We start from the raw sequence: 25,121 nt of genomic DNA on the forward strand, positions 1-25,121 counted from the left end.
ATGCATCCTGCGTCGGGACCGATCGCCCATGGTCTGATCGGACGCAATCTGGAAGTCGTCGATGTGGACGGCGCCTATGCCGGGCTGCTCGGATTGACGCGCGATCAGATTATCGGTCGGCCTGCGCTCGACTTTACATATCCCGACGATCGGGCCGCCGCGGCGTTGTTCATCGGTCGTGTCTGGCGCGAGACGCAAACGATGTCGGCGACCCAGCGTCATATCCACGCCGACGGGCATGCGATCTGGGTCAACGTCCACATCTCGCGGATCGGCACCGGCAACGATCGACGTCTCGTCGTGACCTGTCGGCCCCTGCCACGCAGCACCGCGCCGTCGACGGTCGAGGCGCAATGGCGGATGGCGCGGCTGCTGCTACAGGCGATGGAGGGCGGCAAGCGCGCCTTTGGCGACGCGCTGATCGGCAATCCCGCTACCGAGATCCTGCTGCTCAGCTATGTCGCCGAAGCGGAGGCCGCTACGGCACAGGCGGGGGACATCGCCGTGCGGATCGGCGTCACATGGCCGCTCACCCGGCGCTGGCTGCTTGCGCTCGCCGACGCCGGCTTTATCGAGACGGAGGTGCCGGGGGCGATCGGCCCGACCACGCCGATCCGCCTGACGCCGCGGGCGCTCGCCCTGATCGAGGCGATCTTCGGTGCGTTGATATCGGTCGTCCGGGATTCGCTGGTTCCGGCCTGACGGTTTCGTGCGACCGGCGACGATGACCGGTCAGCGCCCGCGCCGCATACGTATCAGCGCCATGCTCAATCGCCCGATCCAGCCGGGGCGTGCCGGTGTCGGCGCCGGCCGCGTCACCGGCTCGAATTCATGCGGCTCGAACGGCACTCTCGCCAGATCGAGCATCAATCCGGTCACGTCCTTGCTCAACGATGCGTGGTTCTCGGCATCGTAGGTTGCACGCAACGCCTGACCGACCGGGAACAGCTTCGCACCCTGCCGCCCCTGCAATTCCTCGTCTTCGGCCTTGGACCCGTCCGCCATCGTGACCCTCGTTCGTCCTGCTCAACGAACGGGACGGACCAAGGGTTCATGCGTGCGCCCTCAACGCTCCTCCACGGCAGTCACCGCGTCGCCGCCCGGGCCGTCGGCCCCGCCGTAGCAGCGGTCGAGATAATGGTTGGCGATGATGTAATGCGCACGAACGGCCAGCGGATGCGTCGCACGCTGCGCCAGTTCCAGTTCGGTCTCGGCACGCTGGTAAAAATAGCTCTCGTCGTCCACAATCTCAAAACTTCTGCAATCGATGCAATAGCATAGCCTCGATACCATGCTCTGCCATCATATGGGTTATACGGTTGGTCAACGCATCGCCGCCCGGCTGGTGCCACTAGCGGCTGGCCAAATCCGCGATTCCCGCCCAGGCCGCGATCTCGGCGTCGGCATGCGCTTCGACGACCAGGTCGCCCGCGCGTTCCGCAGCAATGTCGACGTCGATCGAACCACGCCATTCCCAGGTCGCATTGCCCGACAGGCTGACCATCGCATCGCGCGTCACGCTCGCGCGCACTAGCCCGCCCTTGTTGAACACTGTGATCGGCGTATCATAGGCCAACCGCCCGGTCAGGCAGGCGGCAAAGCTAGACGCCGCCATTGCGCTGCCGCAGCTGTCGGTCAATCCGACGCCGCGCTCGAACGTTCGTACGAAAAGGTCGCGTCCCCGAACCTCGACGAAGGAAACGTTGGCGCGGTTGGGCAGCCAACGCGGCGCCGCTTCGCACGCTTCCCCGATCGCGACCAGTTCCGCCTCGTCCACCGCCTCGACGAACGTCACCAGATGCGGGTTGGGCATTGCCACTGCGATAAAGCGCCGCTCGCTGACCAGCGGCGGGACCGGCGTCTCGACGATCCGTTCGACGCCCGCGTGCAACGGCCATACCCGCACGTCCAGCCCGGCGGGCCCCGCCGTCTCGCGCACGGTGTAGACGCCAGCCGCAAGATCCGCGTCGCGCTCGACGATGGCGTCCGACGTCTTCAGCCGCACCCGCGCCATATCCAGCCCCAGCGCCTCGAACCCCATCCGGGCGACGCAGCGCAAGCCGTTCAGGCACGTCTCCGCCTGGCTGCCATCCGCATTGTACATCGCCATGGAAAAATCATGATCGTCGGTACCCTGGCCCAACAGCAACAGCCCGTCGCCACCCACCGGGCCGCGCCGGTCCGCCAGCGCACGCGCGACCGCCGCCCAGTCCGCCTCAGCCAGATCGATGGCGCGCGCGTCGATCAGCGGAAAGTCGTTGCCCGACCCATGGCATTTCACGAAGGCGAAGCGCACGTCATCCATCCCGTCATCGGCCTCGCGGGCCGCTTATGTTCTTGTCTACGCCGCCGATACACCCGCCTTGCAGCCAAACGCAATCGCGCCGCCGGGCAATCGCGTCGCCGGTCAGATTAGCTGGTAATGATCCGCCAGCCGGTCGAGTGCCAGCGTCAGCACCAGCCGTCCCGCACGCGCCGGCCAGCCCAGCGCCTTCTCCGCTGCAGGCAACCCTTCGTTGGCGCAGATCACCCGCCACAGCACATCGCCCAATCCGCGTCCGGCTGACGCCATGGCCTCGTCGAAGCGTCGCTTCGCCGCGATCTGCGCCCCGCTCGGGTCCGGTTCGCAGCCGCTGCCGCCGCCGTCCACCCGGGCGGACCAGCGCATCGTCACCCGCGGTCCCATCGCGGCCATCTCGTAGTCGCCGCGCAACCGCTCGCCTGCCTCGAACTGGCGCGCATCAACCAGTCCCCGCGCCTTCAGCCAGCCCAGCGGTGATTCGGCGTCGTTGATGCTCACATTGCGTCCCCGTCCAACCGTCCGCACCATCAATTCTTGCATATGCTAGCCTCCCGAGTCGATCCGGGCTTGCCACAACGTCAGCTTTGTAGGACAGAGAAATAACCGCAGCGGTTAGGGATGCGCCATGATTACCGCGATAAGAGAGGTACGTAGGGCCAAAAATCTGACGCTGGAGGAGGTCGCCCGCCGATGCTCGCCTCCAACAACCGCCCAGACGATCGGACGACTCGAGACCGGCACCCGCACTGTTTCGGTCGGCTGGATCAACCGCATCGCTCTCGCTCTCGAGGTCGCGCCGGCGGATCTCGTCACGCTCCCGGAACGCGCATCGCTACCGGTGGCCGCGACGTTGGATGCGGATGGTGCGCATGCCCCCCGCCAGCCGCAGACGCTCACCCCGCCCCAGCCCGGCGCCGGCAGCATCGCGGTCAGGGTCACCGGCGGCATCGCCGATTATCGCGCCGGCGACGAACTCTGGTGCGACCTGCGCACGCCCGACACCTTCTCGCAGGCACTGAACCGCGACGTGCTCGTTCCTGTCCCACCCGGTCGCTTCCTCTTCGCCCGCCTGATCGGCATCGACGGCGAAACCCTCCTCCTCCTCCCATCGACTCCGGGAGCCCGCCCCACATCGGTGTCATCCCCCCCGTGGCTCGCGCAGGCCGCCAAGCTGATCCGCTCGCTATAGGAGGTCGATTCACGCGAAGACACGAAGAGGTCGCACCGCAGACAATCGTTTACCCCGACCTTCTCCCACCCCCGCTTTAGCTGCACCGCAACATCTGCTAAGAGCCCCGCCCATGCTCAACCTCAACGGCATCACCGTGCGCCTCGGCGGCCGCACGATCCTCGACGGCGCATCCGCATCGCTGCCCCCCGGCAGCCGCGTCGGCCTCATCGGTCGCAACGGCGCGGGCAAGTCGACGCTCGTCCGCGTCATCGCCGGCATGCTCGAACCCGACGACGGCACCGCCGACATGCCCCGCGGCGCCCGCCTCGGCTATATCGCGCAGGAAGCGCCCTCCGGCACCGCTACCCCGTTCGACACCGTGCTCGCCGCCGACACCGAACGCGCCGCGCTGATGATCGAATCGGAAACCAGCGAAGACCCCGACCGCCTCGGCGACGTCTACGAACGCCTGATCGCGATCGACGCCTACACCGCCCCGATGCGCGCCGCCCAGATTCTCCTCGGCCTCGGCTTCGACGAGGATATGCAGCAGCGCCCGCTCGACAGCTTCTCGGGCGGCTGGAAGATGCGCGTCGCCCTCGCCGCCCTCCTGTTCTCGCAACCCGACCTGCTGCTGCTCGACGAGCCCTCGAACCACCTCGACCTCGAAGCCGTCATGTGGCTCGAGGATTTCCTCGTCGGCTACAAGGCGACGATCGTCGTCGTCAGCCACGAACGCGATTTCCTCAACAACGTGGTGGATCACATCCTCCACCTCCAGAACGGCAAGATCCAGCTCTATCCAGGCGGCTACGACAGCTTCGAGCGCCAGCGCGCCGAGCGCATGGCGCAGCTCGCCGCCGCCAAGGCGAACCAGGATATCCAGCGCGCCAAGCTGCAGGATTACGTCGCCCGCAATTCCGCCCGCGCCTCCACCGCCAAACAGGCGCAGAGCCGGCAGAAGATGCTGGCGAAGATGCAGCCGATCGCCGAACTCGCCAACGATCCCTCGCTGTCGTTCGACTTCCCCGATCCCACCGAACTGCGTCCCCCGCTCATCACGCTCGACATGGCGAGCGTCGGCTACAGCGAGACGCCGATCCTCAAGCGCCTCAACATGCGCCTCGACCCCGACGATCGCGTCGCGTTGCTCGGCCGCAACGGCAACGGCAAGACCACGCTCGCCCGCCTCCTCGCCGCACAGCTGACGCCGATGGACGGCGAGATGGCGTCCTCGGGCAAGATGAAGGTCGGCTATTTCACCCAGTATCAGGTCGAGGAACTCGACGCCGACGATACCCCGCTCGAACACATGACCCGGATCATGAAGGGCGCCAGCCCCGCCGCGGTCCGCGCCCAGCTCGGCCGGTTCGGCTTCTCGGGCGACAAGGCGGTCGGTAAGGTCGGCAAGATGTCCGGCGGCGAAAAGGCGCGGCTCGCGCTCGCGCTGATCACCCGCGACGCACCGCACATGCTGATCCTCGACGAACCGACCAACCACTTGGACGTCGATGCCCGCGAGGCGTTGGTGCAGGCGCTCAACGCCTATACCGGTGCCGTCGTCCTCGTCAGCCACGATCGCCACATGCTCGAAATGACCGCCGACCGCCTCGTGCTGGTCGACAACGGCACCGCCAAGGAATTCGACGGCACGCTCGACGATTACATCGCCTTCGTCCTCGCCGGCGACAAGCAGCCCGAACCCAAGGCCAAGAAGCCCAAGGGCAAACCGATCGACCGGGACGCCGAAAAGCTGCGTCGAAAGACGATCCGCGATACCGAGGCGGAGATCGCTACCCTCACCAGCGACCGCAATGCGATCGACCGCGCGATGTTCGATCCCAAAACAGCCGAACCCCGCTTCGCCAAACTGGCGATGAGCGAGCTGATGAAGCGCCGCGCCGACGTGCAGGACCGGATTGAGACACTGGAAGCGAAATGGCTGGAAGCGACCGAAGCGCTCGAAGCGGCATAAATGCAATCCGGCAACCGAAGGGTTGCCGGATTAGGACCATTCGGTAATAAGCAACCGATCGGTTGCCACCATCGGCAACCCGGAGGTTGCCATGACCGCGCCTATTGCCAGACCGATACAGGCAGCGCGTTTGTTCGCCGCGCTCGGCGACCCTACCCGCCTGTCTTTGCTCGTCATTCTTCGCGGCGGAGGCACACGTCCGATTACACGTCTTGCCGCCTCCCTCGGCATGACGCGGCAGGCGGTGACCAAGCATCTACGGACGCTGGAGGAAGCAGGGCTGGTGGAGGTCACCCGCCAGGGCCGCGAGACGCTCTATACATGCCGCCGCCAGGCTCTGGACGACGCCCGCCGGTCGCTTGATGCTATCGCCGGACGATGGGACAGCATCCGGCCCCCGCAGCCATAATGGGCATCCGACGCGCGAACCACCCGGATCGGCCATGATATGCTTGTCGCCGCGCCTGCCGCACGGCAAAGCGTTCCGCATCGCAGCAATATCGAACATCGCGCGTTGCGTTCGTTCCGTTCCCAATCGTGAGGGCCCATGATCGTCGCACCCACTCCCCGTCTCGGCCGCATCGTATCGGAGGTGTGGAAGCCGCTGCTGCTGCTGTTCGTCTGGGACGTGATCGTTACCGTCACCTATTACATCCTGCCGTTCAAGGCGCCTTCGCTGCCGCTGACGCTGTTCGGTTCCGTGCTGGCGCTGTTCCTCGGCTTCCGTGACAATTCCGCCTATGAGCGTTGGTGGGAAGGCCGCATCCTGTGGGGCGCGATGATCAATGCCTCACGCAGCCTCAGCCGCGAAGCGCGCAATTTCCTGCCGGTGGACGAGGCGCACGATCTGCGCCGGTCGATCGTGCTACGCCAGATCGCCTATGTGAACGCGCTCCGCTGCCAGTTGCGCAAGCAGCCCGTCGACGAACAGGTGCTCAAATTCCTGTCGCGGGGCGAGGCGGAGCCGGCGTTAGCCCGCACCAACGTCGCCAACGGCCTGCTCGACGGCACCGGCCGCCGCGTCGACGATGCCCGTCGCAAGGGCTGGATCGACACGATTCAGCAGGCGCGGATGGAATCGACGATGGTCGATATCGCCAATGCACAGGGCGGCATGGAGCGGCTGAAGAACACGCCGCTACCCAACCAGTATCGCTTCTTTCCGACGCTGTTCACCCATCTGTTCTGCATCCTGCTGCCGATCGGCCTCGTCGAAACGCTTGGCTTCGCCACTCCGCTGGGGTCGACCGTCGCCGGGCTGATGTTCCTTGCAGTGCTCCAGATCGGTGACGACCTGGTCGATCCGTTCGCCAATACGGTTCACGATGTCCCTTTGACCGCTATGTGCCGGACGATCGAAATCGACCTGCTCCAGTCCATCGGCGACGAAGCGCCCGGTCCGGTCACCCCGATCAAGGGCATCCTGTGGTAACATCGGGAAAGGCGTGAGGCGGGTGGCGGAAAACCACCGTCCCCGTCCGGCAACGGGGTCAGGCCGCGTCGATGATCCGACCGATGCGCACCAGCAATCCGCTGGGATCGCTCACGGCGAATTCATAGGTACCCCAGGGTTTGACGTGCGGCGCGCCGGGTTCGATGATCAACTCGCGCACCGCGTCGGCCATGGCATCGACGTCGTCGACATACAGGTACAGCCCGAACGGATTGTCCTCGATCGTTTTCGGCCAGCCGGGTGCGAGGGTCAGGTGCAGATGCCAGCCCCTGCCGTCCGTCAGAATGCGGTAATGGCCATGATCGCCGACAACGTCGAATGACAGGCGCCGATAAAACGCCTCGCTCGCGTCAAGATCGCTGCTCGGGACGATGGCGACCGCACGATGATCCATGGCCGGGGTTTCCTCCTGCGAGCAGGCGACATCGCTACATCGGACCGTACACCCCCTGCAAGCGGGCAGTGCCCATCACGCTGCGGCGTTGTCGATGCCCAGTTCGCCGAGCTTGCGATACAGCGTCGATCGCCCGATCCCCAGTCGCCGGGCGACTTCGGTCATCCGTCCGCGGTAATGGCCGATGGCGAGCCGGATCACATCCGCCTCGATATCCTCCAACGGGCGCAGATTGCCGTCAGGACGGAACAGGGTGACGCCGCCACCGGACGCGGTCGCCGATCCGACGACGCCGGTACGACGATCGCCAAGCGCGGCGATCTGCGGGAAGTCCGCCCGCGTCAGCGCCGCGCCCTCGCACAGCACCGCCGCGCGGAAGAGGGCGTTCTGCAACTGTCGCACGTTGCCCGGCCAGTCGTACTGCACCAGCAGCGCCAGCGCATCGTCGGTGATCCCCAGCGGCCGCAATCCGGGTTGCTGTGCGATCCGCGCCAGCAGATGCCGTGACAGCGCCGGTACGTCGCCCAATCGCTCGCGCAGGGGCGGGATCGTGACCTGCACCACGTTGAGCCGGTAATACAGATCCTCGCGGAACCGCCCCGCCTCGACCTCGTCGAGCAACTTCTTGTTGGTCGCGGCGATGACGCGGACGTCGACCTCCCGGGCGTGACGCGCACCGATCGGCTGGATCTCGCCCGATTGCAGCACCCTCAGCAACTTGACCTGCGTCTCCAGCGGCATCTCGCCGATCTCGTCGAGCAGGATCGTGCCACCGTCGGCGTCGGCGAACCGTCCGATCTTTCGCTCGAACGCGCCGGTGAACGCGCCCTTCTCGTGCCCGAACAGCTCGGATTCGACCAGATTGGCCGGGATGGCACCGCAATTGACGGTGACCATCGGCTTCTTGGAGCGGGGCGAGGCCGCATGGATCGCATCGGCAACCACCTCCTTGCCCACGCCGCTCTCGCCCTCGACCAGCACCGCCACGCGCGCGCGCGCCGCTTTTGCCGCGATCGCCAGTGCGGCGCGGAAATCGGGCGACGATCCGACGATCTCGTCGAACGCGAGCAACGCCGGGATCTTCTCGGTCAGCGGCCGCAGTTCACCCGCGGCGGTGCCCGCCACTGCTGCTTCCAGCGCGGCAAGCAGCCGTTCGGGCGCCAGTGGCTTGACCAGAAAATCGGTCGCCCCCGCCCGCATCGCCGCGACCGCATGCGCCACCGATCCGTTGGCGGTCAGCAACAGGATCGGCAGCGCTGGCCGTCGCTCGCGCAATTCGGCGATCAGAGGTGCCGCATCCGCTTCCGGTGCCCAGTGATCGAGCAGGATCGCGTCCAGTTGCATCCCGTCCTGCGTGCCGAGCTGCGCCAGCGCCATCTCGCCGTCCGCTGCGAAGATCGACCGCCAGCCCGCACGCGCCGCCAGCGCCGATACCAGCCGCCGCTGTGCCGGCTCGTCGTCGATCAGCAAAAGCAAGCGCTGTCCGTTGCGCGTCATAATATTTCCCGTCCCGCTTCGGGGCAGGTGATACAATGCGCCGGTAAAGAGCGACTTAAGCCTGATGCGCTTTTGCTTGCCTTGACGGCGGCGACGCTTTGCGGGCAGTTAATCACCCAAAGGCGGTGCAGGCCGCGGTTAGCAGGGGTTGGGTGATGGCCGGCAACGGTGACATGAAGGCACATGTATCGACGTATTCCAGCGTCATCGGCATGCTGAAATGGGGTACGGTCGGATGTGCGGTGATCGCCGCACTCGTGATCTGGCTGATCGCGTAAGCGCCGCCCGATGAAGATCGCCGTCCTCAAGGAACATGCAGACGGCGAACGGCGCGTTGCCGCGACGCCGGAAACTGCGAAGAAATTCGTCGCGCTGGGTGCGGACGTCGCGATCGAGGCGGGCGCCGGTGACGCGGCGACCTATGCCGATCAGGCGTATCGCGACGCCGGTGCCAACGTCGCGGATCGTGCTACGGTGCTCGCGGACGCCGATATCGTACTCGGCGTGCAGGGCCCCGATCCGGCGGGCCTCGCCGGCGCCAGTACCGGCGCCTGGATCGTCGCCGGCCTCAACCCCTTCGGCGATCGTGCCCGCGTCGATGCCTATGCCGCGGCGGGTTACGAAGCGCTGGCGATGGAATTTATGCCGCGCATCACCCGCGCGCAGTCGATGGACATCCTGTCGTCGCAGTCCAACCTCGCCGGCTACAAAGCGGTACTCGACGCCGCGTCCGAATATGGCCGCGCCTTTCCGATGATGATGACTGCGGCAGGCACTGTCTCCGCCGCCAGGGCGTTCGTGATGGGCGTCGGCGTCGCGGGGCTACAGGCGATCGCCACGGCCCGCCGCCTCGGCGCGCAGGTCTCCGCCACGGATGTCCGCTCCGCCACCCGCGAACAGATCCAGTCGCTCGGCGCCAAGCCGATCTTCGTCGAGAACGTGAAGGGGATCGAGGGCGAAGGCAGCGGCGGTTACGCCGGCGAGATGAGCGACGAGTATAAGGCGGCGCAGGCCGAACTGGTCTCGTCGCATATCGCCAAGCAGGATATCGTCATCACGACGGCCCTGATCCCGGGCCGCGCCGCGCCGCGCCTGATCAGCGACGCCCAGGTCGCCAGCATGAAGCCCGGCAGCGTCATCGTCGATCTCGCGGTCGAACAGGGCGGCAACGTCGAGGGCGCAGTGGCTGGTGAAATCGTCGTACGTCACGGCGTCAAGATCGTCGGCCACCGCAACGTCGCCTCCCGCCTTCCCGCGGACGCCTCCGCCTTGTTCAGCCGCAACCTCTACAATTTTCTGTCAACCTTCTGGGACAAGGACACCGGCCGTCCGGTACTCGACGAGGAGATCGGCGACGCCGTCCGACTCACCAGGGCCGGTCAGGTCGTCAACGCCCGGTTGTTGGGGGCGTGATCGGTCCTGTCCTACACGGCCTGAATCGCGTTATACTACCGGCCATGCATGCCGCCATCGACACGCCCGCTGTGATTGGCCCCGAATCGAAGATCGGGTATGGCAAACATGGGGGTGACGTCGTCGCCCGGATCGACAAGTTTGGGGCTGTCGGTACGCCGGCGATGAGCCGCTGAGGAGCTGAACATGGACTTCGTTGCGATCCTGTCGATCTTCGTGATGGCCTGCTTTGTTGGATATTACGTCGTCTGGTCGGTCACACCGGCGCTGCACACGCCGCTCATGGCGGTGACCAACGCCATCTCGTCGGTCATCATCGTCGGCGCGCTGATCGCCGGCGCGGCGGCGGGCAGCGCCTCCTCGAAATGGCTCGGGCTGCTCGGCGTGGTGCTGGCGAGCATCAACATCTTCGGCGGCTTCGCCGTCACCAGCCGCATGCTGGCGATGTACAAGAAGAAAGACCGGCCGGCGTCCGCGAAGCACTGACGTGCCACGCGGCGACAGCAAGACCGATGATCTGGGGGTAGGATGGAACACGTAACCGCAGGCAGCTCGTTCGCTGCCCTCGCCTATCTGGTCGCCGGGGTATGCTTCATACTGGCGCTGCGCGGCTTATCGTCGCCGACGTCGAGCCAGCGTGGCAACCGCTTCGGCATGATCGGCATGACCATTGCCGTGGTGACGACGCTGGTGACCCACGTGCCCATGCAGGCGGTGCAACTCATATTGACCGGGCCGGATGGCGCAGTCCCGGTGGATGGCCCGTTGCTCGCGCGGCTCGACCTCGTCACCATCGTCGAACTCGTCGCCGCGATCGGCATCGGCGCGGTCATCGGCATCGTCACCGCCCGCCGTATCGCGATGACCGACATGCCGCAGCTGGTCGCCGCCTTCCACAGCCTCGTCGGCCTCGCTGCCGTCCTCGTCGCCTGCGCCGCCTATCTCAACCCGGTCGCGTTCGGTATCGCCGACCTCGTCATCCCGATGATCGGCGATCCCTTCGCCAACATCCGTACGGTTAGCCGGATCGAGATGGGCCTCGGCGTGGCGATCGGCGCGATCACCTTCTCGGGCAGCGTCATCGCCTTCCTGAAACTGAACGGCAACATGGGCGGCAAGCCGATCATGCTGCCCGGCCGCCACATCATCAACCTCGGCGTGCTCGCCGCGATCCTGCTGCTGATCGCGTACTTCACGCAGGATCAGAGCCCGTGGATCTTCTGGACGATCACGGTGCTGAGCTTCGCAATCGGCTTCCTGCTCATCATCCCGATCGGCGGCGCGGACATGCCGGTCGTCGTGTCGATGCTCAACAGTTATTCGGGCTGGGCGGCGGCGGCGATGGGCTTCACGCTGCACAATTCGGCGATGATTATCACCGGCGCGCTGGTCGGATCGTCGGGTGCGATCCTCAGCTACATCATGTGCCGTGCGATGAATCGCAGCTTCATCAGCGTCATCGCCGGCGGCTTCGGCGCGTCGAGCGACACCGGCGGCGGCGACGGCACCAAGGTCGACCGCCCCTGGAAGCGCGGATCGGCCGAAGACGCCGCCTTCCTCATGAGCCAGGCCGAACAGGTCGTCATCGTCCCCGGCTACGGCATGGCGGTCGCGCAGGCGCAGCACGCGCTCCGAGAGATGGGCGATAAGCTCAAGGAACACGGCGTCCGCGTGAAATACGCGATCCACCCCGTCGCCGGCCGCATGCCCGGCCACATGAACGTGCTGCTTGCCGAAGCGAATGTACCGTACGACGAGGTATTCGAACTGGAGGATATCAACTCCGAATTCGCGCAGACCGACGTCGCCTTCGTCATCGGTGCCAACGACGTCACCAATCCCGCCGCCAAGACCGACAAGACCTCGCCGATCTACGGTATGCCCGTCCTCGACGTCGAGAAGGCCAAGACGGTGTTGTTCATCAAGCGTTCGATGGGCGGCGTCGGCTATGCCGGGGTCGATAACGACGTGTTCTACATGGACAATACGATGATGCTGCTCGCCGACGCCAAGAAGATGGTCGAAGAGATCGTCAAATCCCTCGACTGATCATCGATCTCTCCATTTTGGAGGTGATAATATCGGACATCACGCCGCCGCCATGCCCGATACCACGAAAATGGAGGTGACTGGGCGCGATACCGTCATCGGTCCGCTTATCGTCGTGGCATGGACAAGCTTATGCCCAGCGGCGTCGCAACGATCGGATGCCGCCCCTACCGGATACTGGGGCCGCGGATGCTACTGATCGCCGACGGGGATACGGACGCCGGGGACGCCATCACGTTAGCGGGCGGACGGTTGCTCCAGCGGGTCGCTTGGCGGGATGCGGAAATGGCATTGCCCCGGCTGGCCAGCTTTCCGATCCTTGTCATCGAGGCGGTCGGCGTCGCGCCATCGGTATTGCAGGCGGTCCTGCCGGCGATCGAAGGACATGTTGCCGCTTCGGCTTCGTCCGCCGTTGTGACGATCGCCGAAGACCAGATCGACGTCGTTACCCGGCACCTCTTGGGGCCACGGATCGAGGTGCTGCACGCTCCGACGCTCGCGGATCGGGTCGCGGCACTCCGCCGGGCCACCACCGTCGCCACGCCGGAACTGCATGAGGGATCGTCAGGCAAGGTATGTGATCAGCGGCCGCCTTTTGATCACGGCGGCCCCGACCGGCACGACGACCGACTGGGCCGGTTGAACGACAATCTGTCGTCGATCGCACGGCTGGCCAACGAACTCAGCCGCGATGCCGTATCTCTGCGCAGCGAGATCGCCGATCGGCGCGGGAACTATGGTGCCGAACCCGAGACGTCTGGCGATGCGGTCCGGCTCGACGAGGTGCAGCGTGCGATCGCCCTGCGACGGCGGCGCGCGATCTCCTTCAGCACCTTTGCCGGCGAAGCGCTGTTCGAGGATCCCGCCTGGGACATGCTGCTCGATCTCTACGCCCACAAATTGAAGGGCACCGACGTCAGCGTATCCAGCTTGTGCATCGCCGCCGGCGTCGCACCCACCACCGCGCTGCGCTGGATCGCGAAGATGACCGAGATGGAGTTGTTTATCCGCCACCGCGACCCCGACGACAAACGCCGCGCCTTCATGACGCTTTCGCCCCGCGCCATCGATGCCATGGCCAATTACTTCATCATGGCCCGAAAAATTTGACGCTGCCCGATCCCTCTTGCGCATCCCCGTCGGCTTTGGCAGTGCAGAATCACCCGATCGGGGGCGCTTAGCTCAGCTGGTAGAGCGGCTCGTTTACACCGAGTAGGTCGGCGGTTCGAACCCGTCAGCGCCCACCATTTCCCCTTCCTCCGCTCAGGCCTCCGCCGCGCCGAAGTCGGAACGCTGCCGTCGGGGACCGCCACTGCCGCGCCGGTTGAGCGCCTGCCTCACCCGGTCGAGCAATTCCGACCGGCGATACGGCTTGCTCAGCACATCCGTCGCCCGCTTGCGGGGACCATTGACCACCAGTTCCTCGTTATAGCCAGTGGTCAGCAGCACCGAAACGGTCGGATCGCGCTCGATGACCGCATCGGCCAGCATCAGGCCATTCATGCCGCCGGGCATGACCAGGTCGGTGAACAGCAGATCGACGTGATTGTTGAGGTGAACGTCCTCGAACGTCTTCAGGCCCTGTTCGCCACTGCCTGCGGTCGTCACCCGATAACCGGCGCTGATCAGGATCTCGCTCGCCAGTGCCAGCACCTCCTCGTTATCCTCGACGATCAGCACGTGCTCGACATAGCCACTCGGGGGCGTCGGCGCGGCGGGTGTCGGCTCCGGCTGATCTTCCTGCGCCGCCAGAAGGCTGGCGCGCGCCGTCGGAAAGATCATCTTGACCGCGGTGCCGCGCCCCGGCTCGCTGTCGATCTCCAGCCGCCCGCCGGATTGCCGGACGAAGCCGCTCGCCATGGCCAAGCCCAACCCGGTGCCCTGCCCTACGCCCTTCGTGGTAAAGAATGGCTCGACGGCGCGTTCCAGCACCTCTGCCGGCATACCCTCGCCCTCGTCGCGCACTTCAAGCGTGACGTAGTCGCCCGCCGCCAGTTCGCGGGCGTTCTCTTCGTCGAGCCGCAGCGGCATCGTCGAGATGGTGACGACGCCGCCCTTCGGCATCGCATCGCGGGCGTTGTTGACGATGTTCAGCAGCGCCATTTCGAGCTGATCGGGATCGATGACGACATGCGCCAGACCACGGCGCAGGCTGAGGTGCAGATCGACCCGCTTGTTGATCGAGCTTTCCATCACGTCGCTGAAATCGGTGATCAGATGGCTGAGATCGACGGGCCTTGGCTCCAGCCGGGTCTTGCGGGCGAAGGCCAGCAGCTGCCGCGTCAGCTTTGCGCCGCGTTCGGCCGCCGACTGCGCCGCGACGACGTAGCGCTTCGCGCGTTCGCTGTCCGTGACCGCTGCCAGTAAATCGAGGTTGCCGTTAACCACCTGCAGCAGATTGTTGAAGTCGTGGGCGAGGCCAGCGGTCAGCTGGCCAATCGACTCCATCTTCTGTGCCTGGCGATAGCTTTGCTCGGTATTGCGACGGCGGGTCACATCGAGCTGGCTGGCGAAGAAGTACAGCAGCTTGCCGCTGGTGTCATAGACCGGGCCGATGAACACGGCGTTCCAGAACGGCGAACCATCACGCCGATAATTGAGCAGTTCGATGGCGATCGACTGGCGTTCCGCGACGGCATCGCGCAATTCCGCGACAGCGTTGCGGTCGGTCTGCGCGCCCTGGAGGAAGCGACAGTTGCGCCCGAGCACCTCCTCTTCCTCGTAGCCGGTGAGGTCGAGGAACGCCTTGTTGGCGAAGGCGATCGGATTGTCCGGTTCGTTGGGATCGGTCAGGATCATCGGCATTCGCGTCATCTCGATCGCGGCGAAGAACACGCTGCCGCGGTCATCGAGACCTGGCCGGGTGATCGTGCTTTCGCGCCAATGATGCAGGCCGGGGCGGCCGATCGGATCGTCGTGGCCGCTATCTATCGTCCCGTGTGCCGGTACGCCCGTCACCTTCTGCCCATCGTCGTCAGTCATCATGGACGACACGCATGGCGCAGTCGGAAGATCGGGACAAGACGGGGCAAAACGTGAGAATGAAGATTATGTAACATCGGCAAGAGTGAACGCCCCATCGACCGCAGGGTTCACTGACCCGCCTCGTCCCGATATTTGATCTCGAGATAGCGACCGCGGGTGGACAGGTTGTCGAGATCGTTCTGCGCCAGCCGGGCGGTCATATCTGCGATCTCCTGCTCGATCAGTTTCAGGCCGGCGACCAGTTCGGCATCCGGCGTCTTCCCATTGCGTTCGACCCGGCGCAGCGGTTCAGGAACGCGGGCGTAATCATTTACGAAAGCAGGCAATTGCTCGCCGATCAGACGGCGCACCTCATAGGCCTCCTCCTCGCGGCCCTCCAGCCGACCGAGCTGCGGCGACAGCGTCTCGAGCCGCACGCCGATCTGGTCGACCAACCCACGTGCTGGCGCGGGCAGCGCCGGCCGCTGCGCCTCCAGCCAGCGTTCGGTCTTGCTCGGCAGCGCCTTGATATCGACCTCTCGCAGTACCTTCTCGCTCGGCGCGCGTGCCGCCGGCGCAATGGCGATCGCGATCGTCACCGCCGCCATCAACAGCAGCACCGCGAGCCCGCCGAACAGGCCCAGCGGAACGACCATTCCGAGGACGGCCGCTGCAATCAGGATGATGGCGTTGACCGCACAGATGAACGCCAGCCGCGTGCCGACGCCGACCGCCTTGCGCTTCAGCCGCTTGCCGTGGGCGCGATATTGCGCCCCCACCTGGCCGCGGTAATCCTCGCTGATCCGCGCCATCGCGGCGCGTGCACGTTCGATCTGCTGGTCGACTTCCGTCATGCCTCTACACCGACTCCAGACGATATTGGTCGCTCGCCGGCCCCTTCAACGCACCCTGCGCTGCACCTTCGGCGCGGGCGATATAGCCCTTCGACTTCTCCACCTCGCTGCCGAGCGCGGTGACGGTGGTCTTCATCGAATCGAGCGCCTTGAGCTTGAAGGTGTCGATCGCATCCATCGTGTCGTAGATGTTCTGAAAGGCGCGTTGCAGCGTTTCCAGTGGAATGGTCGAGGCGGCGGCCTGTTCGTGGATCGCGGCGGTGTTCGAACGCAGCAGCTTGCCAGTCGAATCGATGATGTTGGCGGTCGTCGTATTGAGCTGGGTGATCGATTCCAGCACCAGTTTCTGGTTGGTCAGCGCCTGCGCCACGGTCACCGCGGTACGCAGCGCCGACACGGTGGTGGTCGATGCACGATCGACACCCTTCACCAGCTCGACGTTGTTCTTCTTGACCAGATCGAGCGCCAGATAGCCCTGCACCGTCACCGCCATCTGGGTCAGCAGGTCCTGCGTGCGCTGGCGGGTGTAGAACAAAGCCGTCTCGCGGATCGCCTTCGCCTTGGCGAGGTCGGTGTGGTCGAGTTCGTTCGCCTTGTCCTCAAGCTTGGCGTCCATCGCCTTGCTGAGGTGGATCATCTGTTCGAGGCGGCCCATCGCCGACCACAGGTTGGCGCGTTCGGTATCGATCGCGGCATTGTCCATCAGCAGCTCGTCCTTGCCGCTGGCGAGGTTCTTGAGAATCGCGCTGATGTGCGTCTGCGACGACTGATAGCTTTCGAAATAATCGCGCATCTTCGACCCGAACGGGATGATGCCGAATATCTTCTTGGGGCCGGAGAGCGCGCCTTTGCGACCGGGATCGAGGTCCTCGATCACGCGGCGTAACTGGGCGAGGTCGGCGCCGACGCCGCTATCCTTGTCCATCGCCCGGATCGGCCGGTCGAGGAAGCGGTTCGACTGGCCCGCCGCCTCGCGAATTTCCTTGGCACCCATGCCGGTGATCGCATCGACGCGGCGGCCGAATTCGGGGCTGTTGACGTCCTCTGCTATCAGTTCGGCGACGAAGGTGTCGACCCGCGTTTCGAGCTGCGTCTTCTTGACGTCGTCGATCGGCACGAGGCCGGCGGCGCGTTCGACAGCCACGGTCGGCACCGGATCGGGCGGCGTCAGCACCAGGTCCGGCTGGGCATTAACAGTGTCCACGGTCGTCGCCATCATCGTCCTCCAGCAGGCTGTCGCCCGGTCGTCGTTGGCAATGTGCCGGTTGGCGCCGCCCCGTTCAAGTGTATCATGTGAATAATACGCGCGCCCGAGTCGCCGCAAACCCTTCGCAGGGGAAAGCCACGGTCCGTATCGTGTGAAGTTGAGGAAGTTGAGAGCTTCACGCGTTTAGCGATCGGCCTCAACTTCGCCCCCGATCGAGGGCGCAGCCCCATCCGGCAAGGGCCGGCGGCATGGCCGCCTTCGTTCGCCGCAGGATAGGAGAATGCAGGCATGCCGGAGGGTCTACAGGAGGCTGTCCATGTAGGACAGAGCGGTGACAGCGGACGAGCGAGATAGTAGATAGGTCGGGAACGGAGACGCTCGCATGAACGACATGGCACGGGTCGAATGGGCCGGCGACGAACAGGTGGTCCGCCTGCCCCCGGGCTATCGCGTTGATGCGGCCGAGGTTCGGGTGACGCGCGACGGCAACCGCATCGTATTGGAAGCACCGGATGGCCGGATCGACTCGGCAACGGGCTTGCCGATGGCCGAACTCGAGCGACTGCTCAACGAAGGCGGGGAAGGTGAAGACGAACCTTGGGACGTCGACGAGATCAAGCGTGAAGTCCTTGCCGAACTGGCCGCCGAAAGGGTGGCGCGCTGAGCCGGGTCGCACGCAGCCGCGCCGCACGGCGGGGTGTAAAGGCCTCGCCATGTAATCTGCCGTAAGTCGCCTGCTCGCGCGGATCGACGACAAGCTTGGATTGCTCGCCGACAATCCCAATCTCGGCGCGATGTGGTTCGACGGCTCACGCGGGCTGCGCAGCTTCACGGTCAGTCCCTACATCCTGTTTTATCGACCGGTCCCCGACGGCATCCGCCTCGTCCGCGTCCTCCACGGCGCCCGCGACACCGGCACGGTCCTCAGGGACGTCTGATCCCGACCCCGCCCCTCTTCCCGCGGCGCAACATTTCGGCTATGGGCGCGCCCAATACCCTATCACATCAGGAATTCCCATGAGCCTCCGCAACGTGGCGATCATCGCGCACGTCGACCACGGCAAGACCACGCTCGTCGACCAGTTGTTCCGCCAGTCCGGCACCTTCCGCGACAACCAGCGCGTCGAAGAGCGTGCGATGGATTCGAACGACCTCGAAAAAGAGCGCGGAATCACCATCCTCGCCAAGCCGACCTCGGTCGACTGGACGCCGCCGGGCGCCAGCGAGAGCATCCGCATCAACATCGTCGACACGCCCGGCCACGCCGACTTCGGCGGCGAGGTGGAGCGCATCCTCAGCATGGTCGACGGCGTCGTCCTGCTGGTCGATTCGTCGGAAGGCGCGATGCCGCAGACCAAGTTCGTGACCGGCAAGGCACTGGCGCTCGGCCTGAAGCCGATCGTCGTCGTCAACAAGGTCGACCGTCCCGACGCGCGCATCCAGGAAGTGCTGGACGAGGTGTTCGACCTGTTCGTGTCGCTGGACGCCAACGACGAACAGCTCGACTTCCCGGTGCTCTACGCCTCGGGCCGCAACGGCTATGCCTCGACCGACATGGACGCGCGCGAAGGCACGCTGATCCCGATGTTCGAGACGATCGTAAAGCATGTGCCGCCGCCCGCAGTGGAAGTCGCCGGCGTGCCGTTCACCTTCCTTGTCACGCTGCTCGACCGCGATCCGTTCCTCGGCCGCATCCTGACCGGCCGCGTCAATTCGGGTACGGTGAAGACCAACCAGGCAATCCACGCGCTCGATAACGACGGCAAGATCATCGAAGCCGGTCGCGCGTCGAAGATCCTGTCGTTCCGCGGCCTCGACCGCGTGCCGGTCGACGAAGCCAAGGCGGGCGACATCATCAGCCTTGCCGGCCTGACCGTCGCGACCGTCGCGAACACGATCGCCGACATCACCGTCACCGAGCCGCTGCACGCGCAGCCGATCGATCCGCCCACGCTGTCGATGCGGTTCGCGGTGAATGATTCGCCGATGGCGGGCCGCGAGGGCACCAAGGTGACGAGCCGCATGATCCGCGAGCGGCTGTTCCGCGAGGCCGAATCGAACGTTGCCGTGAAGGTGACCGAGGCCGCCGACAAGGACAGCTTCGAAGTCGCGGGCCGCGGCGAGTTGCAGCTCGGCGTGCTGATCGAGACGATGCGCCGCGAGGGCTTCGAGCTGGGCATCAGCCGCCCGCGCGTGCTGTTCGGCGAGGACGAGGATGGCAAGAAGACCGAGCCGTACGAAACCGTCATCATCGACGTCGACGACGAGCATTCGGGTACGGTCGTCGAGAAGATGAACCTGCGCAAGGCCGAGATGACCGACATGCGGCCATCGACCGGCGGCAAGACGCGCATCACCTTCTCCGCGCCGTCGCGTGGCATGATCGGTTACCATGGCGAGTTCCTGTCGGACACGCGCGGCACCGGCATCATGAACCGGCTGTTCGAGAAATACGGCCCCCACAAGGGCAAGATCGAAGGCCGCAAGAACGGCGTGCTGATTTCGAACGGCACCGGTGAAGCCAACAATTACGCGCTGGGTCCGCTCGAGGAGCGCGGTATCCTGTTCGTCGGCCACGGCGAGGCGCTGTACGAGGGCATGATCGTCGGCGAGAACGCCAAGCCGGACGACCTTGAGGTCAATCCGATGAAGACCAAGGCGCTGACCAACTTCCGCGCCAGCGGCGGCAAGGACGATCAGGTGCGCCTGACCCCGCCGAAGCGCGCGACGCTGGAGCAGGCGATCGCGTACATCGACGATGACGAGATGGTCGAAGTGACGCCGAAGTCGATCCGCCTGCGCAAGCGCCACCTCGACCCGAACGAGCGCAAGCGCGCAAGCCGGGCGAAGCAGGCGGCGTAAGCCTCTCTATCCGATGGGAACACGAAACGGGGCGGCCGCGCGAGTGGTCGCCCTTTTTCGTTTAAGCCGCTGCCGGCATAAACCGCATATGAACGCGCCATTCCGGACGGGTTCAGGCCGACTCGTCTAATCCGCTTGCAACACGCTTGGGCCCGTATGCGTTTCCTTCCCAGCGTTGTGATGAGGAGTTCAGCGTCATGAATACGTTGATGAAAAAGGCAGGACTGGGCGTCGCGCTTGCCGCCACCACCCTGACGGCGGCGGCTCCGGCCGATGCGCAGCGGTATCGCGGTTATCGCCACTACAACCGTGGCGGCGACGCGGCCGCGGGTGCCCTGCTCGGCGGCATCGTCGGTCTTGGTATCGGTGCTGCGATCGCGAGCAACAACCGCGGGCGCTATTATGACCGCGGTTACGACGGCTATTATGATGCCCCGCCGCCCCGCGTGGTCTATCGCAACCGCTATTATGCCCCGCCGCCTCGCGTCGTGGTGCGGGAGCGGTATTACGATTACGCGCCGCGCTACGACTATGGCTACCAAGGCGGTTATGGCTACGGCTACGGCTATTGAGCCGAAGTTGAATTTCGTCGGAGAGGCGGCGCGGGACCCTGGTTCCGCGCCGCTTTTTCGTGGCGGGTGCCGGCCGATGCGGTTAAGCGCGCAGGCATGACCGAAACGCCCCCCGATCGCCTGTCGACCGATCCGTCGAGCCCGTACTTCGACCAGCCTGCGCTGGAGCGCGGCATCGGCATCCGTTTCAAGGGTGTCGAGCGCAAGGACGTCGAGGAATATGACCGTGCCGCGGGATGGATCCGCGTCGCGCTTGGCAAGAAGGTGGACCGGCATGGTCGCCCGCTGACGCTGAAGCTGAACGGCGAGGTCGAGGCGTGGTTCGAACGCCCGGCCGCCGGCGACGACACGGACGCCGCCGAAGCCTAATTCCCCACCAAGGCGCGGTCGCGTAGGCCGCGCCATACCTTCAGCGCCTGCACCGTCGGCGCGACGTCGTGGACGCGGAGCAGCTGCACGCCGGCCTCTGCGCCCTTCAGCGCCATCGCCAGCGACCCGCCGAGCCTCGCCGCCACCGGTGCCTCGTTATCAAGCGCGCCGATCATCCGCTTGCGACTGGCGCCGAGCATGATCGGACAGCCGAGCCCATGCAGGATCGCGATGCCGTTGATGAGCGCGAGGTTCTCGGCCAGCGATTTGCCGAAGCCGATGCCGGGATCGACGATGATGCGCGATCGTGCGACGCCAGCCGCAGTGACGGCGGCGATCCGCGCCTCCAGCCAGTCGAACACCTCGATCAGCACGTCGCGGTAGTCGGTGCGGGCGTGACCACCCTGCTTTGGATCGGGCGAGTGCATGAGCACGACCGGGCATTGCGCCTTTGCGACCAGCGCCAGCGCGCGGTCGTCCCACAACAGCGCCGACACATCGTTGACGATGTGCGCGCCCGCCGCCAGCGCCGCCTCCATCACCGCCGCCTTGCGGGTGTCGATCGAGACCGGGGTGCCGCTGCGCGCGAGGCGTTCGACGACGGGGACGATGCGGGCGATCTCGTCGCCTTCCCATACCTGTGCGGCACCGGGGCGGGTCGACTCACCGCCGAGGTCGATCAGGGCGGCGCCGGCGGCGGCCATGTCGACACCGGCGGCTGCGGCGGCTGCAGGATCGTCGGCATGCTTGCCGCCATCGGAGAAACTGTCGGGCGTGACGTTGAGGATGCCGGCGACCAGCGGCTGGTCGAGGCGGAGCGTGCGCTCGCCGAGCTGGAGCGGTGGACGGGGAGCAGTGATGGCGGCGTGGAGCGCAGCGGCGCGGTCCCCCAGCGATCCGACGTCGGCGACCGGGACGGTGCGGCGGGTCCCGTGCTCGATCACCTCATAAGCGGCGAACCATTGCATGCCGCCGGCGAGGCGCGCGACCGTGCCGTCGGGCTGCGTTATGGGAGTATCGACGAACTGGGCTGGGCGAAGGTGGAGCGTCATCGCCGGGGTTCATCCGCCGTCCGATCCAACAAGGCAAGGTGGCTTTCTATTCCCTCTCCCCACGAGGCGCCGCGTAGCGGTGACCGACGGGAAGCGGGCCACGGAGTGGGTGGCTTGCGACGATGCCCCCTCACCACCGGCTGCGCCGGCGGTCCCCCTCCCCCGCTGAAGCGAGGGAGGACTGAGAATTATGGCTGCGTCGCCAGCAGGTAGGTCTGGCGGAGGGTATCGATCGGCTGGAGCTTGCCGCCGGCTTCGTGATGCCAGAAGGTCCAGCCGTTGCAGGCGGGTGCGTTCTGCAACGTCGCGCCGAGTTTGTGGATCGATCCGGTCGCGCCGCAGTCGGACAGCAGGCTGCCGTCGGCGCGGATGGTGACGCGGAAGCGGCGCTTGGCGTCGGTCAGAACCGCGCCGGGGGTGAGATAGCCGTTTTCGACCAGCACGCCGAACGCGACCTTGGGCTGCTGGCGCGGGCTCTGCATCGTCGCGAGCGCCGATTCGTCGAGCGGCAGCGCGGCGGCGATGCGTTCCTCCGCGGCTTCGATGTAATCGCCCTCGCGCTCGATGCCGATCCAGTGGCGGCCCAGACGCTTGGCGACCGCGCCGGTGGTGCCGGTGCCGAAGAAGGGATCGACCACCACGCCGCCGGGCTTCGTGCAGGCGAGCAGGATGCGGTACAGCAGCGCCTCGGGCTTCTGCGTCGGGTGGACCTTCACCCCGCCCTTCTTCAACCGCTCAGCCCCGCCGCAGATCGGGAATTCCCAGTCCGAGCGCATCTGGAGTTCGTCGTTGAGCGTCTTCATCGAGCGATAGTTGAAGGTGTATTTCGCGCCCTCACCCTTCGACGCCCAGATCAGCGTTTCATGCGCGTTGGTGAAGCGGGTGCCGCGGAAGTTCGGCATCGGATTGGCCTTGCGCCAGACGATGTCGTTGAGAATCCAATAGCCGAGGTCCTGCACCGCCGCACCGACGCGGAAGATGTTGTGGTAGCTGCCGATTACCCAGATCGTGCCGTCATCCTTGAGGATGCGATGCGCCTCCGCCAACCAGGCGCGGGTGAAGGCGTCGTAGGCGGCGAAGGTGTCGAACTTGTCCCAATCGTCGGTGACCGCATCGACGTGGCTGCCGTCGGGACGGAACAGCTCGCCGCCGAGCTGGAGATTATAGGGCGGGTCGGCGAAGACCATGTCGACCGACTTGTCGGGCATCGCGCGCATCGCCGCGATGCAATCGCCGCGGACGATGCTGTCGAGCGGCAACGGCGCCTTCGCCGGCGTCGGCACCGCTGCGCGCGCCGCGATGCGCGGCTGCCTGACCTTGTCGATTACTGGCATGACGTCCCCCTTGCCGCCCTATTCGCGCGAAACAGGGGACTCGCGTCAAGCCTGCAATGGTTAACGCCCGTCGTCGTCACGGCGTCGCGCCGGCGGAACATCCTGAGTCCCGCCCAAGATGTGGGGAACGCGATTCCGGGCGTCCCCCAGCACTGGGGGTGTGACTCAAAAGACTCATCCGGCAAAATGGTGAACATCAAGCGCCAATTGCGGTGAGCCGAATTCGGCGTCCGGCGTGATTCGGGTGTAAGCTGCGGCGACGGGTGCGAAACTGCGGCGGTGAATCGGGGTCGGCCCGTGATCGCGCAGTGCCGCGAGGTGGTGCTTGCAGCCATAGCCCTTGTTCGAATGCCAATGGTATTGCGGATGGGAAGCGGCGTGGTCGAGCATGATCCCGTCGCGAGTGTGCTTGGCGACGATCGAGGCGGCGGCGATCGACAGGCTGTGCGCATCGCCGCTGACGATCGCGGTGGCGGCATAGGACCAGCGTGGCAGGCGGTTACCGTCGACGAGGACATGGCCGGGGTCGCAGCCGAGCTTCGCGACCAGCGCGTCGACCGCGAGCGTCATCGCCTTCATCGTCGCCCAATAGATGTTGAGCGTGTCGATCTCCGCCGGTTCGACGATGCCGATGCCGTACTGCCCACGGGTCTGGATCAGGCCGCAGAGGCGGGCGCGTTCGGGGGCCGACAGCTTCTTGGAATCGTCGATGCCGCGGGGCGTGCCCTTCGCCGGCAGCACCACGGCGGCGGCCACCACCGGGCCGGCGAGCGGACCGCGGCCCGCCTCGTCCACCCCGGCGACGGGGGGCAGGCAGGTTTTTTCGTGCTTCAGTCCGGGCATTCAGCCTTCCAGTTCGTCGAAGGGCGCGACGCCGAGCGCATGTCCCATCGGCCCGTACCCTGCCCCGATGCCGGGCGCCGCCGCAAGCGCCGCCTGCACATAGGCGATGGCCCGCCCCACCGCGTCGGCGAGCGGCATGCCCGCGGCAAGGCCGGTCGCGATCCCGCTGGCGAGCGTGCAGCCGGTGCCGTGGCTGTGGCGGGTTTCGATGCGGGGGTGGGTCCAGATCGTCTCGCCGTCGTCGGTGACGAGGCGATCCTCGACGATGTCGCCCTCTGCGTGGCCGCCCTTCACCAGCACGGCGGCTCCGGTCGCGCCGACCGCCGCCTTCCCGCCGAGCGCGGCGAGTTCGGGCAGGTTGGGAGTGACGATGGCGGCACGGCGCATCAGCCGATCGAAGGCGGCGATCGTATCCGCATCGGCGAGGACGGAGCCGCTGGTGGCAATCATGACCGGGTCGAAGACGATCGGCACGGCGAGCGTGTCGAGCACATCCGCCAAGGCATGCGCGGTGGCGGCGGAACCGACCATGCCGATCTTGACTGCGTCGACGCCGAGATCGTCGATGACGCTGCGCATTTGCGCGACGACGATGTCGACGGGGACGGCATGCACCGCCTGCACACCGAGCGTGTTCTGCGCGGTGATCGCGGTGATCGCGGTCATGGCGTGGCCGCCGAGCATGGCGACGGTCTTGATATCCGCCTGGATACCGGCACCGCCGCCCGAGTCGGAACCGGCGATGATGAGGACGCGGGGGATCATGGTTCGTGCCGGAAGTTGCCGAAGTTGACACTACGTGCGGGATGA

At 65.9% G+C, this 25,121-nt stretch carries 29 protein-coding genes and 1 tRNA gene; 17 read left to right on the forward strand and 13 right to left on the reverse strand.

Translation table 11 applies throughout. From position 1 onward, the window contains the following. On the forward strand, positions 1 to 702 hold the full coding sequence (locus LRA87_RS10920) for a PAS domain S-box protein (RefSeq protein ID WP_230631498.1): 702 nt from the start codon (positions 1 to 3) through the stop codon (positions 700 to 702). 30 nt (positions 703 to 732) lie between these two features. On the opposite strand, the gene LRA87_RS10925 is transcribed toward LRA87_RS10920, so the two are convergent. From LRA87_RS10925 to LRA87_RS10940, 4 genes are all read right to left on the reverse strand, one after another. Beyond that, on the reverse strand, positions 733 to 1,005 hold the full coding sequence (locus LRA87_RS10925; RefSeq protein ID WP_230631499.1) for a hypothetical protein: 273 nt from the start codon (positions 1,003 to 1,005) through the stop codon (positions 733 to 735). 60 nt (positions 1,006 to 1,065) lie between these two features. Next, on the reverse strand, positions 1,066 to 1,245 hold the full coding sequence (locus LRA87_RS10930) for a hypothetical protein (protein WP_230631500.1): 180 nt from the start codon (positions 1,243 to 1,245) through the stop codon (positions 1,066 to 1,068). A gap of 106 nt (positions 1,246 to 1,351) precedes the next feature. After that, on the reverse strand, positions 1,352 to 2,305 hold the full coding sequence (gene dapF, locus LRA87_RS10935; RefSeq protein ID WP_443024870.1) for a diaminopimelate epimerase: 954 nt from the start codon (positions 2,303 to 2,305) through the stop codon (positions 1,352 to 1,354). A 102-nt stretch (positions 2,306 to 2,407) separates the two neighbouring features. Next, positions 2,408 to 2,842: a DUF6456 domain-containing protein gene (locus LRA87_RS10940; protein ID WP_230631502.1), complete on the reverse strand. Its 435-nt coding sequence runs from the start codon at positions 2,840 to 2,842 to the stop codon at positions 2,408 to 2,410. 85 nt (positions 2,843 to 2,927) lie between these two features. Here LRA87_RS10940 and LRA87_RS10945 point away from each other — a divergent pair, with 85 nt between their 5' ends. The 4 genes from LRA87_RS10945 (at position 2,928) to LRA87_RS10960 (ending at position 6,880) form a co-directional block, all read left to right on the forward strand. After that, on the forward strand, positions 2,928 to 3,491 hold the full coding sequence (locus LRA87_RS10945) for a helix-turn-helix domain-containing protein (RefSeq protein ID WP_230631503.1): 564 nt from the start codon (positions 2,928 to 2,930) through the stop codon (positions 3,489 to 3,491). Between the two features lie 112 nt (positions 3,492 to 3,603). Then, positions 3,604 to 5,448, forward strand: a complete 1,845-nt coding sequence (locus LRA87_RS10950) for an ABC-F family ATP-binding cassette domain-containing protein (RefSeq protein WP_230631504.1) — start codon at positions 3,604 to 3,606, stop codon at positions 5,446 to 5,448. Positions 5,449 to 5,539: 91 nt separating this feature from the next. Next, positions 5,540 to 5,857: an ArsR/SmtB family transcription factor gene (locus LRA87_RS10955; RefSeq protein WP_230631505.1), complete on the forward strand. Its 318-nt coding sequence runs from the start codon at positions 5,540 to 5,542 to the stop codon at positions 5,855 to 5,857. A 138-nt stretch (positions 5,858 to 5,995) separates the two neighbouring features. After that, positions 5,996 to 6,880 (forward strand): bestrophin family protein, encoded by an 885-nt coding sequence (locus LRA87_RS10960; protein WP_230631506.1) that lies wholly within the window; start codon positions 5,996 to 5,998, stop codon positions 6,878 to 6,880. Positions 6,881 to 6,938: 58 nt separating this feature from the next. Here the strand turns inward: LRA87_RS10960 and LRA87_RS10965 are convergent, their stop codons facing one another. Both LRA87_RS10965 and LRA87_RS10970 read right to left on the reverse strand, forming a co-directional pair. Beyond that, the gene (locus LRA87_RS10965; RefSeq protein ID WP_230631507.1) at positions 6,939 to 7,295 is read right to left on the reverse strand and encodes a VOC family protein; all 357 of its coding nucleotides are present in this window, start codon (positions 7,293 to 7,295) and stop codon (positions 6,939 to 6,941) included. A 75-nt stretch (positions 7,296 to 7,370) separates the two neighbouring features. After that, positions 7,371 to 8,792, reverse strand: a complete 1,422-nt coding sequence (locus LRA87_RS10970) for a sigma-54-dependent transcriptional regulator (protein ID WP_230631509.1) — start codon at positions 8,790 to 8,792, stop codon at positions 7,371 to 7,373. Positions 8,793 to 8,947: 155 nt separating this feature from the next. Here LRA87_RS10970 and LRA87_RS10975 point away from each other — a divergent pair, with 155 nt between their 5' ends. From LRA87_RS10975 to LRA87_RS11000, 7 genes are all read left to right on the forward strand, one after another. Further along, the gene (locus LRA87_RS10975; RefSeq protein ID WP_230631511.1) at positions 8,948 to 9,070 is read left to right on the forward strand and encodes an aa3-type cytochrome c oxidase subunit IV; all 123 of its coding nucleotides are present in this window, start codon (positions 8,948 to 8,950) and stop codon (positions 9,068 to 9,070) included. Between the two features lie 10 nt (positions 9,071 to 9,080). Further along, complete coding sequence (locus LRA87_RS10980) at positions 9,081 to 10,205, forward strand: NAD(P) transhydrogenase subunit alpha (protein WP_230631513.1); 1,125 nt, start codon at positions 9,081 to 9,083, stop codon at positions 10,203 to 10,205. 44 nt (positions 10,206 to 10,249) lie between these two features. Further along, positions 10,250 to 10,381, forward strand: a complete 132-nt coding sequence (locus LRA87_RS18385) for a hypothetical protein (RefSeq protein WP_268934854.1) — start codon at positions 10,250 to 10,252, stop codon at positions 10,379 to 10,381. A 10-nt stretch (positions 10,382 to 10,391) separates the two neighbouring features. Continuing rightward, the gene (locus LRA87_RS10985; RefSeq protein WP_230631514.1) at positions 10,392 to 10,691 is read left to right on the forward strand and encodes an NAD(P) transhydrogenase subunit alpha; all 300 of its coding nucleotides are present in this window, start codon (positions 10,392 to 10,394) and stop codon (positions 10,689 to 10,691) included. A gap of 42 nt (positions 10,692 to 10,733) precedes the next feature. Next, positions 10,734 to 12,254 (forward strand): NAD(P)(+) transhydrogenase (Re/Si-specific) subunit beta, encoded by a 1,521-nt coding sequence (locus tag LRA87_RS10990; protein WP_230631515.1) that lies wholly within the window; start codon positions 10,734 to 10,736, stop codon positions 12,252 to 12,254. Between the two features lie 120 nt (positions 12,255 to 12,374). Beyond that, positions 12,375 to 13,364 (forward strand): MarR family winged helix-turn-helix transcriptional regulator, encoded by a 990-nt coding sequence (locus LRA87_RS10995; RefSeq protein ID WP_230631516.1) that lies wholly within the window; start codon positions 12,375 to 12,377, stop codon positions 13,362 to 13,364. 61 nt (positions 13,365 to 13,425) lie between these two features. Beyond that, positions 13,426 to 13,501, forward strand: a tRNA-Val gene (locus LRA87_RS11000). A gap of 16 nt (positions 13,502 to 13,517) precedes the next feature. Here the strand turns inward: LRA87_RS11000 and LRA87_RS11005 are convergent. From LRA87_RS11005 to LRA87_RS11015, 3 genes are all read right to left on the reverse strand, one after another. Continuing rightward, entirely contained in the window at positions 13,518 to 15,239 is a 1,722-nt protein-coding gene (locus LRA87_RS11005; RefSeq protein WP_230631517.1) for a histidine kinase famiy protein, read from the reverse strand. A gap of 107 nt (positions 15,240 to 15,346) precedes the next feature. Beyond that, positions 15,347 to 16,072, reverse strand: a complete 726-nt coding sequence (locus LRA87_RS11010; RefSeq protein WP_230631518.1) for a hypothetical protein — start codon at positions 16,070 to 16,072, stop codon at positions 15,347 to 15,349. 4 nt (positions 16,073 to 16,076) lie between these two features. Beyond that, positions 16,077 to 17,288, reverse strand: a complete 1,212-nt coding sequence (locus LRA87_RS11015) for a toxic anion resistance protein (RefSeq protein WP_230632240.1) — start codon at positions 17,286 to 17,288, stop codon at positions 16,077 to 16,079. Between the two features lie 373 nt (positions 17,289 to 17,661). On the opposite strand from LRA87_RS11015, the gene LRA87_RS11020 reads away from it, so the two are divergent. The 5 genes from LRA87_RS11020 (at position 17,662) to LRA87_RS11040 (ending at position 21,082) form a co-directional block, all read left to right on the forward strand. After that, positions 17,662 to 17,943 (forward strand): hypothetical protein, encoded by a 282-nt coding sequence (locus LRA87_RS11020; protein ID WP_230631519.1) that lies wholly within the window; start codon positions 17,662 to 17,664, stop codon positions 17,941 to 17,943. 70 nt (positions 17,944 to 18,013) lie between these two features. Beyond that, positions 18,014 to 18,217 (forward strand): type II toxin-antitoxin system RelE/ParE family toxin, encoded by a 204-nt coding sequence (locus LRA87_RS11025; RefSeq protein ID WP_268934868.1) that lies wholly within the window; start codon positions 18,014 to 18,016, stop codon positions 18,215 to 18,217. A 79-nt stretch (positions 18,218 to 18,296) separates the two neighbouring features. Continuing rightward, positions 18,297 to 20,141 (forward strand): translational GTPase TypA, encoded by a 1,845-nt coding sequence (gene typA / locus LRA87_RS11030; RefSeq protein ID WP_230631521.1) that lies wholly within the window; start codon positions 18,297 to 18,299, stop codon positions 20,139 to 20,141. 197 nt (positions 20,142 to 20,338) lie between these two features. Next, a complete protein-coding gene (locus LRA87_RS11035; RefSeq protein WP_230631522.1) occupies positions 20,339 to 20,713 on the forward strand; it encodes a hypothetical protein in 375 nt (124 codons plus the stop codon). 96 nt (positions 20,714 to 20,809) lie between these two features. Further along, a complete protein-coding gene (locus tag LRA87_RS11040; protein ID WP_230631523.1) occupies positions 20,810 to 21,082 on the forward strand; it encodes a DUF3297 family protein in 273 nt (90 codons plus the stop codon). On the opposite strand, the gene folP is transcribed toward LRA87_RS11040, so the two are convergent. From folP to thiD, 4 genes are all read right to left on the reverse strand, one after another. Next, the gene (gene folP, locus LRA87_RS11045; RefSeq protein ID WP_230631524.1) at positions 21,079 to 22,134 is read right to left on the reverse strand and encodes a dihydropteroate synthase; all 1,056 of its coding nucleotides are present in this window, start codon (positions 22,132 to 22,134) and stop codon (positions 21,079 to 21,081) included. The genes LRA87_RS11040 and folP overlap by 4 nt on opposite strands. A 188-nt stretch (positions 22,135 to 22,322) precedes the next feature. Beyond that, a complete protein-coding gene (locus LRA87_RS11050) occupies positions 22,323 to 23,468 on the reverse strand; it encodes a site-specific DNA-methyltransferase (protein ID WP_329958592.1) in 1,146 nt (381 codons plus the stop codon). 174 nt (positions 23,469 to 23,642) lie between these two features. Then, on the reverse strand, positions 23,643 to 24,311 hold the full coding sequence (locus LRA87_RS11055; protein WP_230631525.1) for a ribonuclease HII: 669 nt from the start codon (positions 24,309 to 24,311) through the stop codon (positions 23,643 to 23,645). Continuing rightward, positions 24,312 to 25,076 carry a bifunctional hydroxymethylpyrimidine kinase/phosphomethylpyrimidine kinase gene (thiD, locus tag LRA87_RS11060; protein WP_230631526.1) on the reverse strand — a complete coding sequence of 255 codons (765 nt, stop codon included), beginning with the start codon at positions 25,074 to 25,076 and terminating at the stop codon, positions 24,312 to 24,314. Positions 25,077 to 25,121: the final 45 nt, after the last annotated feature.

It is taken from the genome of Sphingomonas sp. Leaf37, from assembly GCF_920939475.1.
GTDB lineage: Bacteria > Pseudomonadota > Alphaproteobacteria > Sphingomonadales > Sphingomonadaceae > Sphingomonas.

Coding starts and splice junctions, on each gene's coding strand:
- LRA87_RS10920 (WP_230631498.1), top strand. CDS start 1: ATGCATCCTGCGTCGGGACCGATCGCCCATGGTCTGATCGGACGCAAT.
- LRA87_RS10980 (WP_230631513.1), top strand. CDS start 9,081: ATGAAGATCGCCGTCCTCAAGGAACATGCAGACGGCGAACGGCGCGTT.
- LRA87_RS18385 (WP_268934854.1), top strand. CDS start 10,250: ATGCATGCCGCCATCGACACGCCCGCTGTGATTGGCCCCGAATCGAAG.
- LRA87_RS10970 (WP_230631509.1), bottom strand. CDS start 8,792: ATGACGCGCAACGGACAGCGCTTGCTTTTGCTGATCGACGACGAGCCG.
- LRA87_RS11015 (WP_230632240.1), bottom strand. CDS start 17,288: ATGGCGACGACCGTGGACACTGTTAATGCCCAGCCGGACCTGGTGCTG.
- LRA87_RS11055 (WP_230631525.1), bottom strand. CDS start 24,311: ATGCCCGGACTGAAGCACGAAAAAACCTGCCTGCCCCCCGTCGCCGGG.
- LRA87_RS10990 (WP_230631515.1), top strand. CDS start 10,734: ATGGAACACGTAACCGCAGGCAGCTCGTTCGCTGCCCTCGCCTATCTG.
- LRA87_RS10995 (WP_230631516.1), top strand. CDS start 12,375: ATGGACAAGCTTATGCCCAGCGGCGTCGCAACGATCGGATGCCGCCCC.
- folP (WP_230631524.1), bottom strand. CDS start 22,134: ATGACGCTCCACCTTCGCCCAGCCCAGTTCGTCGATACTCCCATAACG.
- LRA87_RS10975 (WP_230631511.1), top strand. CDS start 8,948: ATGGCCGGCAACGGTGACATGAAGGCACATGTATCGACGTATTCCAGC.
- LRA87_RS10950 (WP_230631504.1), top strand. CDS start 3,604: ATGCTCAACCTCAACGGCATCACCGTGCGCCTCGGCGGCCGCACGATC.
- LRA87_RS10940 (WP_230631502.1), bottom strand. CDS start 2,842: ATGCAAGAATTGATGGTGCGGACGGTTGGACGGGGACGCAATGTGAGC.
- thiD (WP_230631526.1), bottom strand. CDS start 25,076: ATGATCCCCCGCGTCCTCATCATCGCCGGTTCCGACTCGGGCGGCGGT.
- LRA87_RS10960 (WP_230631506.1), top strand. CDS start 5,996: ATGATCGTCGCACCCACTCCCCGTCTCGGCCGCATCGTATCGGAGGTG.
- LRA87_RS10955 (WP_230631505.1), top strand. CDS start 5,540: ATGACCGCGCCTATTGCCAGACCGATACAGGCAGCGCGTTTGTTCGCC.
- LRA87_RS11050 (WP_329958592.1), bottom strand. CDS start 23,468: ATGCCAGTAATCGACAAGGTCAGGCAGCCGCGCATCGCGGCGCGCGCA.
- LRA87_RS10985 (WP_230631514.1), top strand. CDS start 10,392: ATGGACTTCGTTGCGATCCTGTCGATCTTCGTGATGGCCTGCTTTGTT.
- LRA87_RS11005 (WP_230631517.1), bottom strand. CDS start 15,239: ATGATGACTGACGACGATGGGCAGAAGGTGACGGGCGTACCGGCACAC.
- typA (WP_230631521.1), top strand. CDS start 18,297: ATGAGCCTCCGCAACGTGGCGATCATCGCGCACGTCGACCACGGCAAG.
- LRA87_RS11035 (WP_230631522.1), top strand. CDS start 20,339: ATGAATACGTTGATGAAAAAGGCAGGACTGGGCGTCGCGCTTGCCGCC.
- LRA87_RS11040 (WP_230631523.1), top strand. CDS start 20,810: ATGACCGAAACGCCCCCCGATCGCCTGTCGACCGATCCGTCGAGCCCG.
- LRA87_RS11020 (WP_230631519.1), top strand. CDS start 17,662: ATGAACGACATGGCACGGGTCGAATGGGCCGGCGACGAACAGGTGGTC.
- LRA87_RS10945 (WP_230631503.1), top strand. CDS start 2,928: ATGATTACCGCGATAAGAGAGGTACGTAGGGCCAAAAATCTGACGCTG.
- LRA87_RS11010 (WP_230631518.1), bottom strand. CDS start 16,072: ATGACGGAAGTCGACCAGCAGATCGAACGTGCACGCGCCGCGATGGCG.
- LRA87_RS10925 (WP_230631499.1), bottom strand. CDS start 1,005: ATGGCGGACGGGTCCAAGGCCGAAGACGAGGAATTGCAGGGGCGGCAG.
- dapF (WP_443024870.1), bottom strand. CDS start 2,305: ATGGATGACGTGCGCTTCGCCTTCGTGAAATGCCATGGGTCGGGCAAC.
- LRA87_RS10965 (WP_230631507.1), bottom strand. CDS start 7,295: ATGGATCATCGTGCGGTCGCCATCGTCCCGAGCAGCGATCTTGACGCG.